At 41.7% G+C, this 17,201-nt stretch carries 17 protein-coding genes; 9 read left to right on the top strand and 8 right to left on the bottom strand.

Annotation, left to right across the window (positions count from 1 at the left end; translation table 11 throughout):
* Positions 1–48: 48 nt before the first annotated feature.
* Positions 49–321, bottom strand: coding sequence for a DNA-directed RNA polymerase subunit omega (rpoZ, locus tag GNP81_RS17880; protein ID WP_005416998.1), 273 nt, complete (start codon positions 319–321; stop codon positions 49–51).
* 108 nt (positions 322–429) lie between these two features.
* A complete protein-coding gene (gene gmk, locus GNP81_RS17875) occupies positions 430–1,053 on the bottom strand; it encodes a guanylate kinase (RefSeq protein WP_105056694.1) in 624 nt (207 codons plus the stop codon).
* A 228-nt stretch (positions 1,054–1,281) separates the two neighbouring features.
* Here gmk and GNP81_RS17870 point away from each other — a divergent pair, with 228 nt between their 5' ends.
* From GNP81_RS17870 to GNP81_RS17860, 3 genes are all read left to right on the top strand, one after another.
* A complete protein-coding gene (locus tag GNP81_RS17870; RefSeq protein WP_155671822.1) occupies positions 1,282–1,707 on the top strand; it encodes a phosphate-starvation-inducible PsiE family protein in 426 nt (141 codons plus the stop codon).
* A gap of 196 nt (positions 1,708–1,903) precedes the next feature.
* Complete coding sequence (locus GNP81_RS17865; RefSeq protein ID WP_155673710.1) at positions 1,904–2,281, top strand: hypothetical protein; 378 nt, start codon at positions 1,904–1,906, stop codon at positions 2,279–2,281.
* 230 nt (positions 2,282–2,511) lie between these two features.
* Positions 2,512–3,444 carry a DMT family transporter gene (locus GNP81_RS17860; RefSeq protein ID WP_155673709.1) on the top strand — a complete coding sequence of 311 codons (933 nt, stop codon included), beginning with the start codon at positions 2,512–2,514 and terminating at the stop codon, positions 3,442–3,444.
* 79 nt (positions 3,445–3,523) lie between these two features.
* Here GNP81_RS17860 and GNP81_RS17855 read toward each other — a convergent pair whose 3' ends face one another.
* Positions 3,524–4,387, bottom strand: coding sequence for a YicC/YloC family endoribonuclease (locus GNP81_RS17855; protein ID WP_005417008.1), 864 nt, complete (start codon positions 4,385–4,387; stop codon positions 3,524–3,526).
* A gap of 160 nt (positions 4,388–4,547) precedes the next feature.
* On the opposite strand from GNP81_RS17855, the gene rph reads away from it, so the two are divergent.
* Positions 4,548–5,264 (top strand): ribonuclease PH, encoded by a 717-nt coding sequence (rph, locus tag GNP81_RS17850; RefSeq protein WP_005417011.1) that lies wholly within the window; start codon positions 4,548–4,550, stop codon positions 5,262–5,264.
* 286 nt (positions 5,265–5,550) lie between these two features.
* A complete protein-coding gene (pyrE, locus tag GNP81_RS17845) occupies positions 5,551–6,192 on the top strand; it encodes an orotate phosphoribosyltransferase (RefSeq protein WP_005417014.1) in 642 nt (213 codons plus the stop codon).
* A 26-nt stretch (positions 6,193–6,218) separates the two neighbouring features.
* On the opposite strand, the gene GNP81_RS17840 is transcribed toward pyrE, so the two are convergent.
* A complete protein-coding gene (locus GNP81_RS17840; protein ID WP_005417016.1) occupies positions 6,219–6,962 on the bottom strand; it encodes a ParA family protein in 744 nt (247 codons plus the stop codon).
* Between the two features lie 205 nt (positions 6,963–7,167).
* Between GNP81_RS17840 and ompR the strand changes: the two genes are divergently transcribed.
* Together ompR and envZ are read left to right on the top strand one after the other, a co-directional pair.
* Positions 7,168–7,887 (top strand): osmolarity response regulator transcription factor OmpR, encoded by a 720-nt coding sequence (gene ompR, locus GNP81_RS17835; RefSeq protein ID WP_012532766.1) that lies wholly within the window; start codon positions 7,168–7,170, stop codon positions 7,885–7,887.
* Between the two features lie 398 nt (positions 7,888–8,285).
* Positions 8,286–9,611, top strand: a complete 1,326-nt coding sequence (gene envZ, locus GNP81_RS17830; RefSeq protein WP_336495386.1) for a two-component system sensor histidine kinase EnvZ — start codon at positions 8,286–8,288, stop codon at positions 9,609–9,611.
* 249 nt (positions 9,612–9,860) lie between these two features.
* Here the strand turns inward: envZ and GNP81_RS17825 are convergent, their stop codons facing one another.
* Complete coding sequence (locus tag GNP81_RS17825; protein WP_155673708.1) at positions 9,861–11,252, bottom strand: uracil-xanthine permease family protein; 1,392 nt, start codon at positions 11,250–11,252, stop codon at positions 9,861–9,863.
* Positions 11,253–11,602: 350 nt separating this feature from the next.
* On the bottom strand, positions 11,603–12,238 hold the full coding sequence (locus tag GNP81_RS17820; protein WP_236803974.1) for a ComF family protein: 636 nt from the start codon (positions 12,236–12,238) through the stop codon (positions 11,603–11,605).
* Between the two features lie 112 nt (positions 12,239–12,350).
* Between GNP81_RS17820 and bioH the strand changes: the two genes are divergently transcribed.
* Both bioH and GNP81_RS17810 read left to right on the top strand, forming a co-directional pair.
* A complete protein-coding gene (gene bioH / locus GNP81_RS17815) occupies positions 12,351–13,124 on the top strand; it encodes a pimeloyl-ACP methyl ester esterase BioH (RefSeq protein ID WP_065604242.1) in 774 nt (257 codons plus the stop codon).
* 26 nt (positions 13,125–13,150) lie between these two features.
* Positions 13,151–13,630 carry a hypothetical protein gene (locus GNP81_RS17810; RefSeq protein WP_005417025.1) on the top strand — a complete coding sequence of 160 codons (480 nt, stop codon included), beginning with the start codon at positions 13,151–13,153 and terminating at the stop codon, positions 13,628–13,630.
* A gap of 474 nt (positions 13,631–14,104) precedes the next feature.
* Here GNP81_RS17810 and GNP81_RS17805 read toward each other — a convergent pair whose 3' ends face one another.
* Positions 14,105–16,420 (bottom strand): Tex family protein, encoded by a 2,316-nt coding sequence (locus tag GNP81_RS17805; RefSeq protein ID WP_155673706.1) that lies wholly within the window; start codon positions 16,418–16,420, stop codon positions 14,105–14,107.
* A gap of 312 nt (positions 16,421–16,732) precedes the next feature.
* Entirely contained in the window at positions 16,733–17,200 is a 468-nt protein-coding gene (gene greB, locus GNP81_RS17800) for a transcription elongation factor GreB (RefSeq protein ID WP_063647126.1), read from the bottom strand.
* Between the last annotated feature and the right edge of the window lies 1 nt (position 17,201).

The raw sequence follows: 17,201 nt of genomic DNA, 5'->3' as shown, positions 1-17,201 counted from the left end.
TCGCCCCGTCAGGTTTGCTGTTTTACAATCTACAAGAGATTATAAAGATTAACGATTGTGTGTGATTGAGCTTACTGCTGCTAATTCAGCTGCGTCTTGCTCTTGTTGCTCTTGGCGCTCACGAGCATCTAGTAATTCTTTAGTGATTAGGCCTTCTTCAATTTCACGAAGAGCGATAACAGTTGTTTTATCGTTCTCTTCAGGCACTAGCGCATCTTTACCACCAGTTTGCATTTGACGTGCGCGACGAGAAGAAATAAGTACTAGATCGAAACGGTTGCCGATTTTCTCAACTGCGTCTTGAACGGTTACACGTGCCATGAGGACTCCAATTTATTAACAAAAATAGTTATATGATGAGAAAGTATACAAGTAACCCGTATAAGTTTCTAGCTAGGGTTACAAGATACTCGTAGAAATATGAAGAAATTAGTCCGCTAATAGCGCTTCTAACATGCCTTTATATTTCGTTGTTTGTTTGTCTTGCTTTAAGCGTTCTGCACGGATAATTGAACGGAAGTCCATTTGTGCAGTATCAAAATCGTCATTAATGATCACATAATCGTATTCATCGTAATGTGAAATTTCAGATTTTGCTTCGCTCATGCGCTTAGCAATAACAGCGTCGCTGTCTTGGCCACGTGCATTTAGGCGTCGTTCTAGTTCTCCATTTGATGGAGGCAGAATGAATACGCTTTTTGCTAAAGGCATTTGTTCACGGATTTGACGAGCACCTTGCCAGTCAATATCTAAGAACACATCAATACCTTTATCAAGGGTCTCTTCGATCCATACTCGAGATGTTCCGTAGTAGTTACCGAACACTTCGGCATATTCTAAGAATTCACCTTTTTGAATCAGTTCTTCAAAATGCTCTTTCTGAATAAAGTGATAATGAACACCATCATTTTCTCCTGGGCGCATACCACGAGTAGTATGAGACACAGAGACTTTCATAGCATAAGTTGGGTTGCTTTCTAACAGTGCCGAGATCAAACTCGACTTACCAGCACCACTTGGGGCTGACACAATATAAAGTGTACCTTTGCTCATGATAGATTCTCTTGGGAGTTATGGCATTTCTCTTAATATACCATTTTTTTAGATATTGAGAGGAAATGCGAAGCATAGAAAATTGGGTGGCGAAGAATAGCACAATCAAGAATCAATTTGAATGAAAGAAATACGCTAATTCAAATAATAATTTTGTGTTAAATCGAGTTGGCACTATCATTAAGGCTTAATTAATCCTCAACCTTAATAATAGTGGATATTTTAGTTATGCCTTCTCATCTGCCGAAATCATTTAGTAAACCGTTTTTAAAAGTTTTCCATATTTTAGAAGCAATATTATTGGTCGCTATTACGCTAGCCACCTTATTTGCGATGGTGAACGAATTCATTCATGTTTTTGTCGAACAGCAAATTCAATTAACTGATATTTTATTGATGTTTATCTATCTTGAAGTGTTGGCCATGGTGCAGCAGTTCGTGATGAACGGTAAAATTCCAGTGCGTTACCCTATCTACATCGCCATGATGGCCATTGCTCGTTACATCACGTTAGGAATGAAAGAGATCGATGCGACCTTAGTGGTGTGGTTAGCGTTAGCCGCATTCATTCTTGCAGCTGCGACGTTATTGATCCGTATTGGACATCATTACTGGCCATATGAAATAAACGAAAACAAACATTATGATGAATAGCCTTCACGCTCTTTTTTGTTTGTAACAATAAAACGCCCCGGTAGTAATTAACTACAGGGGCGTTTTAATAACAAATAGATGAAAAGAATCGTATTTTGTTGTTGTAAGGATTGTGTAAAAAAACGTAATGCTTATTGTGAAGTGACTCGTATACCGTTATCTTCACTCTTGTATTTATGTCTAACGAGATATTGTGATGCTAACTAGAAAGATAGCCACAATTTGTATTTTAATAACGACACTATTAGTTTTAACACTATATAGTGCGACATCTCGCGCAGAAAATTTACCCACTCAGTTCTCTGATAATCATGCTGTGGTTGAAATTAGCCACATTGATTTTTGTAATCTAGAGCTTGGTGATATTCAATCATCAGAACCTGGATGTTGTGATCCCGGAGGCTCTTGTTTTGAAAAGCAATGTTGTTCTCATGGGCATGCATCAAGCAGCAGTCTGGTGAGTAATTCACTGTTTGTGAATATAACGCCTTATCATTTTGTATCAGCCCCTATGGTATCTACCACCTACTTAAGTGCTGATCTCGGTTATCTTTACCGACCTCCAATCAGTTAATTCCTATCTAGTGACGATTTTGTCACACCACAATGATATCTATGCGTGAATACACGCGTGCTTTTTTGTCATGCAGGTACATCAATTCGTTGATGGATTTACCTCGCTTTTTGATAGGGATCTGAAAATGTCTTTTAGATTTATTAATTACGTATTTTTCTATTTAACTCAATACGTTTGCTTCTCATGTAATCATTCTGTTCGCTCTGTATGTAAAGAAGGAGCGCATTATGAATAAGAAATATTTACCCACATTATTGTTTGTTTCAGTCTGTTTAATTTGGGGAACGACTTGGCTTGCAATGGAGTTTGCCGTTCAGACGATACCTCCAATCTTTGCGACTGGTTTGCGTTTTTTAATCGCTTCACCATTATTAATTATGTTAGCTAAGTTGTTTAAGCAATCCCTCTTTTTCCCGAAAGGAAAGAGAGTTTGGATGCTGATAGTAGCGATGTTTTATTTCGCTATTCCGTTCACCTTGATGATTTTTGGAGAGCAGTATATTTCGTCAGGGTTAGCTTCGATTATTTTTGCAAATATGCCAATCGCCGTGATGTTTACATCCAGTCTATTCTTAGGTTTAAAGCTGAGAAAAATTCAAATCGGCGGTTTATTCGTTGCTGTTTTAAGCTTAATTTTGATCTTAACAAAGGAGATGAGTTTAGGTGGAGAGGACTATCTGCTTGGGTTTTTAGCTCTAGGAGGTGCTGTTCTTATGCATGCCATCATGTATGTGTTGGTTGAGAAGTTCTGTGAACGAGTTCCTGTACTTACATATAATGCGCTTCCTAGTTTGATCGCTTCTTTATGTTTACTTGTCACGTCTATGTTTATCGAGCAACCAGATGTGAGTACATTCTCTGTAGATTCGATAATGGCTGTTGTTTATTTGGGTATATTTGCAAGTGTTGGTGGCATTGTCGCTTACTTTAAACTTGGTCAAGTATCTTCACCATTTACAGCATCTATCTGCTTCTTATTTTTCCCTCTTATCGCTTTAAGTCTTTCTGTTTGGTTTGCGGGAAATAGCATATCTACCACCTCTGTTTTATTGTTGTTACCTCTACTTTGTGGAATTTTAGTCACTAAGCTCGATGCTTCTTTTTGGACTAAGCTTTTTTCGCTAGGAATGGGAGAGAGAAGAAAACAAAAGATAAGTTAAAGAGCATCGTTATTGATAGCCATAAAAAAGCCCTGATAAATTCAGGGCTTTTTATTAATCTATATTTAGTAGAATCGAATTATTCAATATTCTGAATTTGCTCACGCATTTGTTCGATAAGTACTTTTAGTTCAACACCAGATGCAGTGATATCTGTGCTGATCGATTTAGATGCTAACGTGTTTGCTTCACGGTTAAACTCTTGCATCATGAAGTCCAGTTTACGACCACATGCGCCGCCTTTTTTCATAATACTGTTTGCTTCTTTAACGTGAGAATCTAAACGATCGATCTCTTCAGCTACATCCGATTTTTGAGCTAAAAGAATCAGCTCTTGCTCAACACGAGAAGAATCCAATTCAATTTTCGCATCTTCAAATTTAGTCAGAAGACGGTTACGTTGCCATTCTAGGATCTCTGGCATACGAGCACGAACTTTTGCTGCTTCTTCAGTAATAGCATCTAAGCGTTGTACGATAAGTGCTTGCATGTTTGCACCTTCACTTGCACGAGCTTCAATGAAGTCATTTACTGCTAGTTCAAAGTGCTCAAGAAGCTCTTTATTAATCGCATCGAAATCTTGCTCAGGGGCTTCCATTACGCCTTGCCATTGCAGAACTTGGAAAGGGTTAATGCTGCCTTCGCCTGATTCTGTTTTTACCCATTGTGCCGCTTTAATCACTTGGCGAGCTAAATCTTCATTAATTTTTAGTTCGCTGTTTGCTGCATTGTTTGCTTCAAAGCGTAGGTGACATTCTACTTTACCGCGAGCAAGACGCTTACGGAAACGCTCACGAAGAACAGGTTCTAAGCCACGGAACTGTTCTGGCATACGGAAATAAGTTTCTAAATAACGTTGGTTCACTGAGCGGATTTCCCACACAGCGTTACCCCAATCTGCTTTTACTTCGCGGCGTGCATAAGCCGTCATACTGTAGATCATGTAAGCGTCCTCAAATCATCAATAGGAAGGATGATGAATAAAATATCGCGATACTATAACAGATAAGCGCAATAGTGAGTAACTAGAGAAACAGGAGCTATGCTTTATTCTTGGACTTGGGTATAATCGGCGACAATTTGTCATAATCAAGGTATCTGCCATGCGTCCTAGCGGAAGAACAGCTCAGCAAGTCCGTCCAATTACACTTACTCGTAACTTTACTGCACACGCAGAAGGGTCAGTATTAGTTGAATTTGGTAATACAAAAGTAATTTGTACTGCAAGTGTTGAAGAAAACGTTCCTCGCTGGTTAAAAGGCAAAGGGAAAGGTTGGGTAACCGCTGAGTACGGTATGCTACCTCGCGCAACACACACTCGTAACCGCCGTGAAGCAGCAAGCGGTAAACAAGGTGGTCGTACGATGGAAATCCAACGTTTGATCGCTCGTAGTTTACGTGCAGCAGTTGACCTTGAAGCTCTAGGTGAACAAATGATCACTGTTGACTGTGACGTTATTCAAGCTGACGGTGGTACTCGTACAGCATCTATTACTGGTGCAAGTGTGGCGTTAGCTGACGCAATTAATCACATGATTGCTACGGGTAAACTAAAGTCGAACCCAATGAAAGGTCATGTAGCGGCTGTTTCTGTTGGTATCTACAACGGCGAAGCAATTTGCGACCTTGAGTATCTAGAAGACTCAGCAGCAGATACAGACATGAACGTTGTCATGATGGAAGATGGCAAAATGATTGAAGTGCAGGGCACGGCAGAAGAAGCGCCGTTCTCTCACCAAGAATTGTTAGATATGTTGGCTCTGGCGCAACAGGGCATCAATGACATTATTGAGAAGCAGAAAGCGGCGTTGGCCGAATAATTGATTTTAATAGCTCCTAATTTAGGGGCTATTTTTTTATGTGTTTAAGAGCAGGGGCGAGAACGCTACGCTCCGAGAATTGAGGACGGACTTCGTCCTAGAGTAAGAGAAATAGTCGGATTTAGGACGCTACGCTTGCAGGTTTCAGGTGTACTCGCTTTTGACCTTCCTGAAACCTGAGACCTGAACCCTTTGCTCTTATAGGAGCGAAGCGGTCTAGTTTCTAGTTAGCGTAGCGTATAGTTTTTTATTTTAAATATCACAATACCAAAAAGAGAGAATGAAAATGAAAGCATACCAGCGTGAGTTTATTGAATTTGCCCTTGAGAAAGAAGTACTAAAGTTTGGTGAGTTTACTTTAAAGTCTGGTCGTAAAAGCCCATATTTCTTTAACGCTGGCTTATTTAATACCGGTCGTGATTTAGCTCGTTTAGGTCGCTTTTATGCAGCGGCATTGGCGGATTCAGGTATTGAATATGACGTATTATTTGGCCCTGCGTACAAAGGCATTCCAATCGCAACAACGACAGCAGTAGCATTAGCTGATCATCATGATACAGATAAGCCATACTGTTTTAACCGTAAAGAGGCAAAAGATCACGGTGAAGGTGGCAACCTAGTTGGTAGCGCACTTGAAGGCCGCATTATGCTAGTTGATGACGTGATCACAGCCGGTACAGCGATTCGTGAATCAATGGAAATCATTCAAGCAAATGGTGCTGATTTAGCGGGTGTTCTTGTGGCTATTGACCGTCAAGAAAAAGGCAAAGGTGAGTTATCGGCGATTCAAGAAGTTGAACGTGATTTCAATTGCTCAATCATTTCGATTGTAAGTCTGACTGACTTAATCTCTTTCTTAGAAGAGAAAGGCGATAATGCTGAGCAACTAGAAGCCGTAAAAGCGTACCGCGCTGAGTTTGGTATCTAATTGATGCTAAAACCCTTTAAGTAGGGTTAATAATGCTTTTTCAAAATAGAAGAGTAAGTGGTTGATGTCGTATCAGCCACTTTTTTTTGCGCTTCATCTTCAACATTTGTTGTTTGCGTCATATCGACATTTAACCACTCTTTCATGTTCTTCCAGAGAGGCTTATCAAGTTCAGGATAGCGAGCTAAGAAACAGTTTTTTTCTGAAAACATCTCTTGATAAGCTTGATGCTCAGACATGGTGCCTAAAAGTGGGTACTTCATATGTTGCAGCACTTTATGAACAAACTCAGTACCTTGGTTGTTTTCTTTGCAGCGAGTGATCACAAAAGCCAACTCAACGTTATTATGTTTAAACGCAGGGGAATTAATTAAATCTTTAATGAACCCAAGCATTGAGTGCACATCAATCGGTGATGGTTGGACAGGAAAGATGATCTTATCAACCATAGAAATATACTTCTCCATCTCAAAACGACTAAAGTTAGAGGGAGAATCAATCACTGTGATTTTGGTGTCCGCTTCCAAGCGCAAAGCGAGAGAAAAGGGCACATTTGATGATGGTAAAAAACGAGTTGTTCTTACCCCTTCGGTTTTACTGCCCCAAAAGTGACTTGTACCTTGAGGGTCAAGATCAATGATTTCCGTTTTTACTTTTTGATGAGCGTAGAAAGACGCCATTGCTATTGCGAACGTGGATTTTCCTGCGCCACCTTTACGGTTGATGACAAGAACTTTTTTACATTGTGCTCGTTTATATCCAACTAACATGATGAACTCATCTATAATCATTGACAATATTATAACTAAGCAATCAATATGCCATGTAATTAACGTTTGGTACGGTAATCTGTCTTAAAATTTGAACTTGTTACATAAAAAGTAACAATTTCACCTCTCATTTTTTATGAAATACCGCTTCAATTGCTTCAAGTTACGAGTAAACTGAAATAAGACATATATTGAGGTTAAGCCCATGCAAGAAAACCATAAGATTTTAGTAGTTGATGATGATGCTCGTCTTCGTTCTTTATTAGAGCGTTACTTGTCAGAACAAGGCTTTCAAGTGCGTAGCGTAGCTAACAGTGAACAAATGGACCGTTTATTGGCTCGTGAAACTTTCCACCTAATGGTATTGGACTTAATGTTGCCGGGTGAAGATGGCCTATCTATTTGCCGCCGCTTACGCAGTGCAAATAATATGTTGCCGATTCTAATGCTAACGGCAAAAGGCGATGAGATTGATCGCATTGTTGGTTTGGAAGTCGGTGCTGATGATTACTTACCAAAGCCATTTAATCCACGTGAACTATTAGCGCGTATTCGTGCGGTATTACGTCGTCAAGTTATTGAAGCGCCAGGAGCTCCAAGCGCAGAAGATAAAATGATTGAGTTTGGTGAATTCCGCTTAAATCTAGGCACTCGTGAAATGTTCCGCAATGATGAGCCAATGCCACTGACATCCGGTGAATTTGCTGTTCTAAAATCATTAGTGACGAACATGCGTGAACCAATGTCGCGCGATAAATTAATGAATATGGCCCGTGGCCGTGAATATTCAGCAATGGAACGTTCAATTGATGTTCAAATTTCTCGTCTTCGTCGTATGATTGAAGAAGATCCAAGTCGTCCACGTTATATTCAAACAGTGTGGGGATTAGGTTATGTGTTCGTTCCTGATGGAGCAGAAGCGTAAGAGCAGGGACGAAAATCTAGTACGCTTCGCTTAAGGGGCGAGGAAGAGCAAAAGCAGAGTTCAGATCGGTCGCAGACTCCCTTGTAGGATTCAGGCTTCAGGGAAGATCGTTGTCATTACAGCGTGTAAAATACAGTTCCCTCTCCTTGATAAGGGGAGGGCTAGGGAGGGGTTATTGCGGTGAAGTTGGAATTGAGTTCATAGTTAACTTGATTATGCGCTGTTAGTTCTTGACCCCCTCCCAGCCTCCCCCTTAGTAAGGGGGAGGAGCTAAAAGCCAATTCCTCTGAAACCTGCAAGCGAAGCGTCCTGAAACCTAGGTTATTTCAACACCAACCATATTCGCTGTTGTCGTTTCTAGTTAGCGCAGCGTATAGTCTCTAGCTCTCTTCAAATTTATCACCAAACAGAGAACCTCTATGAAAAGTACCTTCGCCAGAACCCTTTTACTCCTCGCATCCCTTCTTATCGCCAGTCAGGTATTCTCTTATCTCGCGGTTTTCAATTACGCTTTATTACCTAGTTTGCAGCAGTTTAATCGCATTTTGGCTTATGAAGTACGCTTAATGTTAGCGGAAGATGTCACACTAGCGAGTGGTAAAAATGTTCACCTAGGGCAACCTCTACGACGCCAATTATTAGAGCAGCTTGGTGTTAGCCTTCATGACGAAAACGATCCTGATATGAAAGAGTATTATCAGGCCAGTCCGGTTGAATTTTTAAGTGAAGAGATGACGCAGGAATTAGGTGCACCAACAGAGGTTCGTTTGATTCTAGGCGCAGACAGTTACGTGTTGTGGATGAAGAGTGAAGCAATGCCTAAATTTTATATGCGAATACCATTATCAGCATTGCAAGAAGATGATTTCGCACCGCTCTTTAGAAACAGTTTGTTTATCGCTCTACTCGTAATTCTTGGCGGTTGGACATTTATTAAAATTCAAAACCGGCCACTAATGGCACTGCAAACTGCTGCTCGTAAAGTCGGTAAAGGAGAAATACCAGAACCATTACCTGAGAAAGGGGCATCAGAGATTCAAGCGGTAACTCGTGCGTTTAACCAAATGTCGAAAGGCATTCAGAAATTAGAACAAGACCGGGCTTTATTAATGGCTGGGGTCAGTCATGATATCCGAACACCATTAACTCGTATTCGTTTAGCCACAGAAATGATGTCTCCAGAAGATAGCTACCTTGCTGAAAGTATGATTAAAGACACGGAAGAGTGTAATGAGATCATTGGTCAATTCATGGATTATTTAAAGCCAGTAGCAAAACAAGATTTTACTCAGGTTGATGTTAATACCATCGTTAATGAAGTGATATTGGCTGAGGGTGGTTATGAGCGTGAAATTCAAACCAAGCTCGCTATGATCCCAAAAGCGATTAATGGTAATGCGGTAGCAATTAAGCGAGTGATCACCAATTTGGTCGTTAATGCGATTCGATATGGCGGTGATTGGATTCAAGTATCAACCAGTGTTTCTGCTGATCATAAAACCGTATGGATTATTATTGAAGATAATGGCCCTGGAGTTGATAACGCACAGCTAGAAACCGTTTTTGAACCTTTTACTCGGGGGGATACGGCTCGTGGTAGTGAAGGTACAGGGTTAGGATTAGCCATTGTTAAGCGTATTGTTACTCAGCATCAAGGTGAAGTGAGTTTATCAAACCGAAGTGAAGGTGGTTTGAAGGTTCAAGTTGAGTTTCCGTTGGGGTAAGAGCAAAAAGCTAGGATTCAGGTCTCAGGTTTCAGGAAGAGCAAAAGCGAGTACACCTGAAACCTGCAAGCGTAGCGCCCTGAAACCTAAAAACTCACCACATTAATCATGCCCATTCTTATAGTCTCTAGTCAGCGCAGCGTATAGTTCCTAGTAAAAAACAAAAAGACCGCAGATGATAATCACCTGCGGTCTTTTTCGTTTTTATTTGTCCCTAGAGCGAAGCGAACTTGCTCCTAGTTCCTTTATTTAAACAACCACATCTTGTTTTGCTTCTTCTTTCACTTCTGCATACGGTAATACGATATTTAAGATAATCGCGGTTACACCGCCTGCGGTTACGCCTGATGAGAAAATGTTTTTAATCATCTCAGGCATGAACTGAAGAATTTCAGGTTTTTGAGCTAGCCCAAGACCCATAGAGAAAGACATTGCCATGATTAGGATCGCGCGACGGTCTAGTTCAACACGAGAGATAATACGCACACCAGCAGCCGCAATTGTACCGAACATCACAATAGTCGCCCCACCAAGCACAGGTTCAGGAATGATCTGAACCATGCTTGCCACGCCAGGGAATAAACCAAGAAGAACTAGCATACCTGCGATGAAATAACCCACATAACGACTTGCTACACCCGTTAATAAAATCACGCCATTGTTTTGGCTGAATGTTGAGTTAGGGAAGCTGTTAAATGCTGCAGCGATTGCTGAGTTAATACCATCAGCCAATACGCCGCCTTTAATGCGCTTCATATAAACAGGACCTTTCACTGGTTGGCCTGATACTTCTGATGTTGCTGTAATATCACCAATAGCTTCTAGTGCCGTGATTAAGAAGATAAGCACCAAAGGAATAAACAGAGACCAATCAAAACCTAAGCCATATTGCATAGGAATAGGTAGGGCAATGAGAGCCGCATCATGAGACATTTCTGTATTAAGCATCCCCATAGCCCACGCCACTACTGTTCCTACTGTCATTGCGATAACGATAGACGCCATACGAAGGTAAGGGTTAGTTGCGCGGTTTAATACCACAATAATTAGCAATACCGTGCCAGCAAGAGCTAGTTTATCAAGGCTGCCAAATGTGCCTTCGCCCATAGCTGAATATCCGCCCCCCATAGAGACTAAACCAACCTGAATAAGAGTAAGGCCGATGAGAGTAACAACAATGCCAGAGACTAATGGAGTAATGATTTTTTGAGCGTATTCAAGAACACGAGATAAGAAAATTTCAGCGGTTGAAGCAACAAGAATGGTACCGAAAATGGCTGCCATCATAGTAGGAACGTCAGCACCACCTGCTTTTAGTGCAAGACCAGCACCAATGATTGGGCCTAAGAAGTTAAAACTGGTGCCTTGAACTGAAAGTAAGCCAGAACCGATAGGGCCAAAGGTTTTAATTTGAATAAAAGAAGAAATGCCCGAAGCAAATAAAGACATGCTGATAATGGTATTGGTTTCAGCTGCTGGAACACCAAGTGTCTGACAGATGATCAGAGACGGCGTAATAATCGCAACAAACATTGCCAATAAGTGCTGAAAAGCAGCAAATAAAGTGTGCGGTAGCGGTGGACGATCATCTAATTGATAGATCAATTCAGATGGTTTTGTGGTGCTGTTTTTAACGGTCATGGCCGATATTCCTAGTAGTGTAACGTTGTCTTCAAATCTCGCTGAATGGGAGTTTGAAGTGAGAAGGCGTCAATCTGTGATTGCTGTTAATCAGAACCTTTCTCGATAGGGTTGCATTGCTAAGTTCAATACTTAGTCAATTGGAGCGGTATTTTATAGATAATTTAATGAAAAGCAATCGTTTGCTAAGGTTTTTAAAGGAAGGAACGAGAGACGAGTACGCTTCGCTCTAGGGGGGAGGAAGAGCAAAGGCGAAGAGCGAGGATTCAGGTCGCTTCGCTTACAGGCTTCAGGTGTACTTGCTTTTGATTTTCCTGAAACCTGAAACCTCGCCTTTGCTCTTATAGTTTCTAATTCCGCCCCGTCCTACAAACCGTATACACATCAATACGCTCAACTCCCACTTTTCTTAATTCCATACACAACAGATTAATCGTTGCACCCGTTGTCACCACATCATCAACAAGAGCAACGTGTTTTTCTTTGATTGGTTGAGTGATTTTAAATGCGCCGAGTAAATTAGTTTGTCGAAACGAGCGAGATAAACCCTGTTGAGGTCTTGTTGCTTTAACGCGTTTCAATATCTTGTTATTACAGTGAGTGGTGGACGACTTAAGATTGAATTCCCTTTCTAATGTCCAACCTAAATGATCACTTTGATTATAAGAACGCCACCAAAATCGTTTCCAATGCAGAGGAACAGGAAGAATGAGAGGCGCTGGTTCTGGGATGTGTTTACTGAGTAATACGCCTAAATCTTGGGCGAGCCAGAACTGTTGAGCGTATTTAAGTTTATTAATGTATTCGCGTAATGGGTCAGAATAGTCACTCACACAATATAAGCGGTCCCATTGTGGTGGGTGCAAAAGACACTCTCCGCAGACATCGGTCTCATGTTCGGTTTGCAAACCACATCGCTGACAGCGAGGCACTATTTTGATTAAATCTAAGCAAGCTTGGCACCAAATTGTTTCAGATGGTGGCATTGCTTGTGAGCAAAAGTCACAATGACTTACGCCTAATTTTTGTATTGATCTTCTTATCCACCTGATGAACACTAAACCACCCATACTAATTAATCATTAACAGGCAGTGTAGATGACAACACCTCTTTATTGGCAAACGGAAGGCGAAGGTTCCGATCTGGTTCTCATTCATGGATGGGGAATGAATGGAGCAGTGTGGCAGACCACATCTGAAAAGCTTAGCCAGCATTATCGTGTGCATACTGTCGATTTATCTGGCTATGGCCACAGTGCAGAATTAGGCAGTGCTGATTTTGATGAAATGGTGAAACAAGTTCTTGCTCAAGCACCTAAAAAGGCAGCATGGTTAGGTTGGTCATTAGGGGGATTAATTGCGACAAAAGCGGCGTTAACTTCTCCCGAGCGAGTATCACAACTTATTACCGTTGCGAGCTCACCACGTTTTTCAGCAGAGAAAGGCTGGCGAGGCATAAAACCTCTCGTGTTATCACAATTTACTGAGCAGTTAAAAACCGATTTTACATTAACCGTTGAGCGCTTTATGGCACTACAAGCGATGGGCAGTCCTAATGCTAAGCAAGACATTAAGTTGGTAAAAAAGGCAGTATTTTCAAGGCCTATGCCCGATCAACAAGCATTAGCTACAGGTTTAATGATTCTGGCCGATATAGATCTACGAGAAGCTGTATCTCAATTGTCGATGCCAGTATGTCGTATGTATGGACGGCTGGATGGATTAGTGCCAATTAAAGTTGCTCATGATATGGATGAACTTATGCCGAATTCGGCTAAAATCGTTTTTGAGCAAGCATCACACGCACCTTTTATTTCGCATAATGACGAATTTATTTCTGAGCTACGCACTTTTTTAAATCAACACGCTTAGTTTTTATTTAGTTAAGGAAACGCTTTATGATCTTTTCACCTAACAGTGTCAGTGTGCCGCTTATCGCACCTTCTGTTAATCTGCCAACAGAACAAGTAGCACGTGAAAATCGTGTTAAGAAGCCTGTTGCGCCGACGACAAAGATGAGCGAAACCACATCTGAAAAAGCAATCAAAGGTGATGATAAGCAACATAAGCGGGATGCTTGGGAGCCATCAGATCACCCTGGTTATGATGTGATGGAAGAGAAAGAGGAGCCAAAACCTCATTTCGCCACTCTGTATGATATTGATGATGATTTAGCTAAATTAGCTCGATTGCTGTCGTTGGATACTTACGCTCAAGGTGAAGGAACGGGTTATACCATCCGTTTTAATTTGCCAAAAAATTTATTAGATAAACTTGAAGAGATGGGACGAATGGTTCGTCGTCGTAGTGTGATAAGTTTTCACTATGATAAGGCAGTGGTTCCGAATAATCCGTCGGATATATTGGCGGTGCTTTGAGGGTTTAAGAGCAGGGACGAGAGGCGAGTACGCTTCGCTCGAGGAGCGAGGGAGAGCGTAGGATTCAGGTCTCAGGTTTCAGGTGGAGCAAGAGCATAGCTTAGTCGCAAGCTCCTTTGCAGATTACAGAGATGATCGTTGTGATTACAGCGTTCATAATACTGTTCCTCCCTTTTTTACGAAGGTTACAAACCAACCCCCTCTAACTCCCCCTTGTATTAACTATATCGATCTCATAGTAATAACGATAAAAGGGGGAGAACCATTCTCTTTCGCTGTGATTGCAGTATGCGAGCAAAGCGGAGTATTCAGATCTCAGGTTTCTGGAAGTTCAAAAGCGAGTACACCTGAAACCTGCAAGCGTAGCGCCCTGAACCCTGAACCCTGAACCCTGAACCCTAAACCCTAAACCCTAAACCCTTTCTCTTAGCTCTTCCTCGCCCCTAGAAGCGCAGCGTTCTCGTCCCTCGAAACTTACTTCTTCGCCTTCGCAAAAGCCGCCGCAAACGCACCACCCATTGCACCACCGCCAACATCGTTATTACGTTGCTGTCTTGGCGCTTGAGAACGCTCATTGCGCTGTTGTGGTTTACTTGACTGGCGTTGAGGACGATTGTCTTCACCCGGCTTATCGTTTAAACGCATAGAAAGAGCGATACGCTTACGTTGCACATCCACTTCCATAACCTTCACTTTTACAATATCACCGGCTTTAACGACTTCTCGAGGGTCAGAAACAAACGTATCACTTAATGCAGAAATATGAACTAAGCCATCTTGGTGAACACCGATATCAACGAATGCACCGAAGTTCGCTACGTTTGATACAACACCTTCCAATACCATGCCTAATTCAAGATCAGATACCGTATTTACGCCATCAGCAAAGGTTGCTGTTTTAAACTCAGGACGAGGATCTCGACCCGGCTTATCTAGCTCTTTAATGATGTCAGTTACTGTTGGTAAACCAAAATCTGCACTGATGTAATCGTTAGCCGCAACCGAGCGTAAAAACTCAGTATTACCAATAATGGCATCAATAGCTTTGCCATTTTTCTCAGCAATGGTTTTTACTACTGGGTAAGCTTCTGGGTGAACTGCAGAGGCATCCAATGGGTTTTTACCGTTCATTACACGTAAGAAACCAGCACATTGTTCGAAAGCTTTAGACCCTAAACGAGCAACTTTTTTCAGCGTTGTACGGTTTTCAAAGCGACCGTTTTCATCACGGTAATCCACAATATTTTGTGCAATCGTTGCTGATAAACCTGCAACACGAGTTAATAGAGCAGGAGAGGCTGTATTTACGTCAACACCAACGGCGTTTACACAGTCTTCGATGACGGCATCTAACTTTTTCGCTAGTTGGCTTTGACTCACATCGTGTTGATATTGACCAACACCAATAGCTTTTGGATCGATTTTTACTAACTCAGCCAGAGGATCTTGCAGACGGCGAGCGATAGATACCGCACCACGGATTGATACGTCTAAATCAGGGAACTCTTTCGCTGCTAATTCAGAAGCAGAATATACCGATGCACCCGCTTCACTTACGATGATTTTTGCCGTAGATAAGCCTGCATCTTTCAGTAGATTACCCACAAAAGCGTCTGTCTCACGTGAAGCAGTACCGTTACCAATTGCGATTAAATCCACATTATGTTGTCTGATTAATGCTTCGATAATCTGTGCTGATTTTGCAATTTGATTATGGGGTTGGTTAGGGTAAATCGTATCTGTTGCTAGTACTTTACCCGTCGCATCAACCACGGCGACTTTCGTACCTGTACGTAGGCCAGGATCAAGACCTAGTGTCGTTTTAAGACCTGCTGGCGCTGCCATTAATAGGTCTTTTAGGTTGGTAGCAAATACATCAATCGCCTCGTTTTCTGAGCGTTCTTTTAGACCACCCATTAATTCTGTTTCCATGTGCATTAAAATCTTAATACGCCATGTCCAGCTGATCACTTGTTTACGCCATAAATCAGCAGGTTGAGAACCTAGCGTAATACCATAATGATTTGCGATGATGATTTCACAGTACGAGCCGCGAGCACCTTCTTCTTGAGTTGGGTCAGCATTAATAGAAAGCTGTAAGAAGCCTTCATTACGACCACGTAGCATAGCAAGTGCACGGTGAGAAGGGACTTTGGTTAATGCTTCATGGTGATCAAAGTAATCTTTGAACTTTTCACCCGCTTGTTCTTGGCCGTCCACCATTTTAGAAACAAGCTCAGCATTGGCTGTTAGGTAAGTACGAACCTTTTCAAGTAAGTTTGCGTCTTCTGCCATACGTTCCATAAGAATGGCACGAGCACCGTCTAAAACTGCTTTGGTATCAGTAAAGCCTTTTTCTTCATCAATGTAAGATTGAGCAGCATCTTCAGGCGTATTCTCAGGCTGTGTCCACAGTAAATCAGCCAATGGTTCAAGACCCGCTTCAATAGCGATTTGGCCTTTAGTACGACGTTTACGTTTAAATGGTAGATACAGATCTTCAAGACGCGTTTTGCTGTCTGCATCTAAAATCTCACGCTCTAATTCAGGCGTTAGTTTTTCTTGTTCTTTAATCGATTTTAAGATCGACTGACGACGGTCATCCAACTCACGTAGGTAAGTTAAACGAGTATCAAGGGTACGAAGTTGTGTATCGTCTAGGCCATCTGTTACTTCTTTACGGTAACGAGCAATAAATGGGATGGTGCTACCTTCGTCAATCAGTTGAACGGCAGCAGAAACTTGTTGAGGGCGAACGTTAAGTTCTTTAGCAATTATGTTTATTATCATTTTGATTCTTTTTATTTAAAAATTTTTAAAGGCAGACAATTTCGTCTGGAGAGCGCTGTTCTTAGCTCCTCCCCCTTACTAAGGGGGAGGCTGGGAGGGGGTTAAGAGCTAACAGCGTATGATCTAGTTAGTTATGTAACCGAGTTTACCTTCATCGCAATAACCCCTCCCTAACCCTCCCCTTATTAAGGGGAGGGGACTGTAGGCCGCTCGCTGTTATTACAATATCCACTATACAGCTCTTCCTGAATCCTTAAGGACGAAGTCCGCCCTTAAGCGAAGCGCCCTTCAGCAACTTGTTGCGTCCTGCTCCTAGTACCTAATCGAATTCACAAACCACTCTTTATCCCCATCAGGTGTTTTTACAATTACATCTTCATCCACTTCTTTTTTGATCAGTGCTCGAGCCATAGGGGAATCGATAGAGATATAGTCGTTGCGGCCAAATATTTCATCAGGACCAACGATGCGAAAAGAGAGGACATCGCCTTGTTCGTTTTCAATTTCAACGAATGCACCGAAAAAGATTTTTCCGTCTTGCTGTGGGGAATAGTCGACCACTTTTACTTGGTCTAAACGTTTACGAAGATAGCGAACACGACGGTCTATTTCACGAAGGCGTTTTTTGTTGTACTGATAATCGGCGTTTTCACTGCGATCACCAAGGCTAGCCGCCCAAGTCACTTTCTTAGTAACTTCTGGGCGTTCTTCTTTCCATAGAAACGTGAGTTCATCTTGCAGCTTATTAAAGCCTTCACGTGTAATTAAATTGGTTTTCATT

Origin of the sequence: Aliivibrio fischeri, from assembly GCF_009727955.1 — a bacterium.
Taxonomy (GTDB): Bacteria; Pseudomonadota; Gammaproteobacteria; order Enterobacterales; family Vibrionaceae; genus Aliivibrio; species Aliivibrio fischeri_A.
This window is presented reverse-complemented; position numbering and strand designations above follow the sequence as displayed.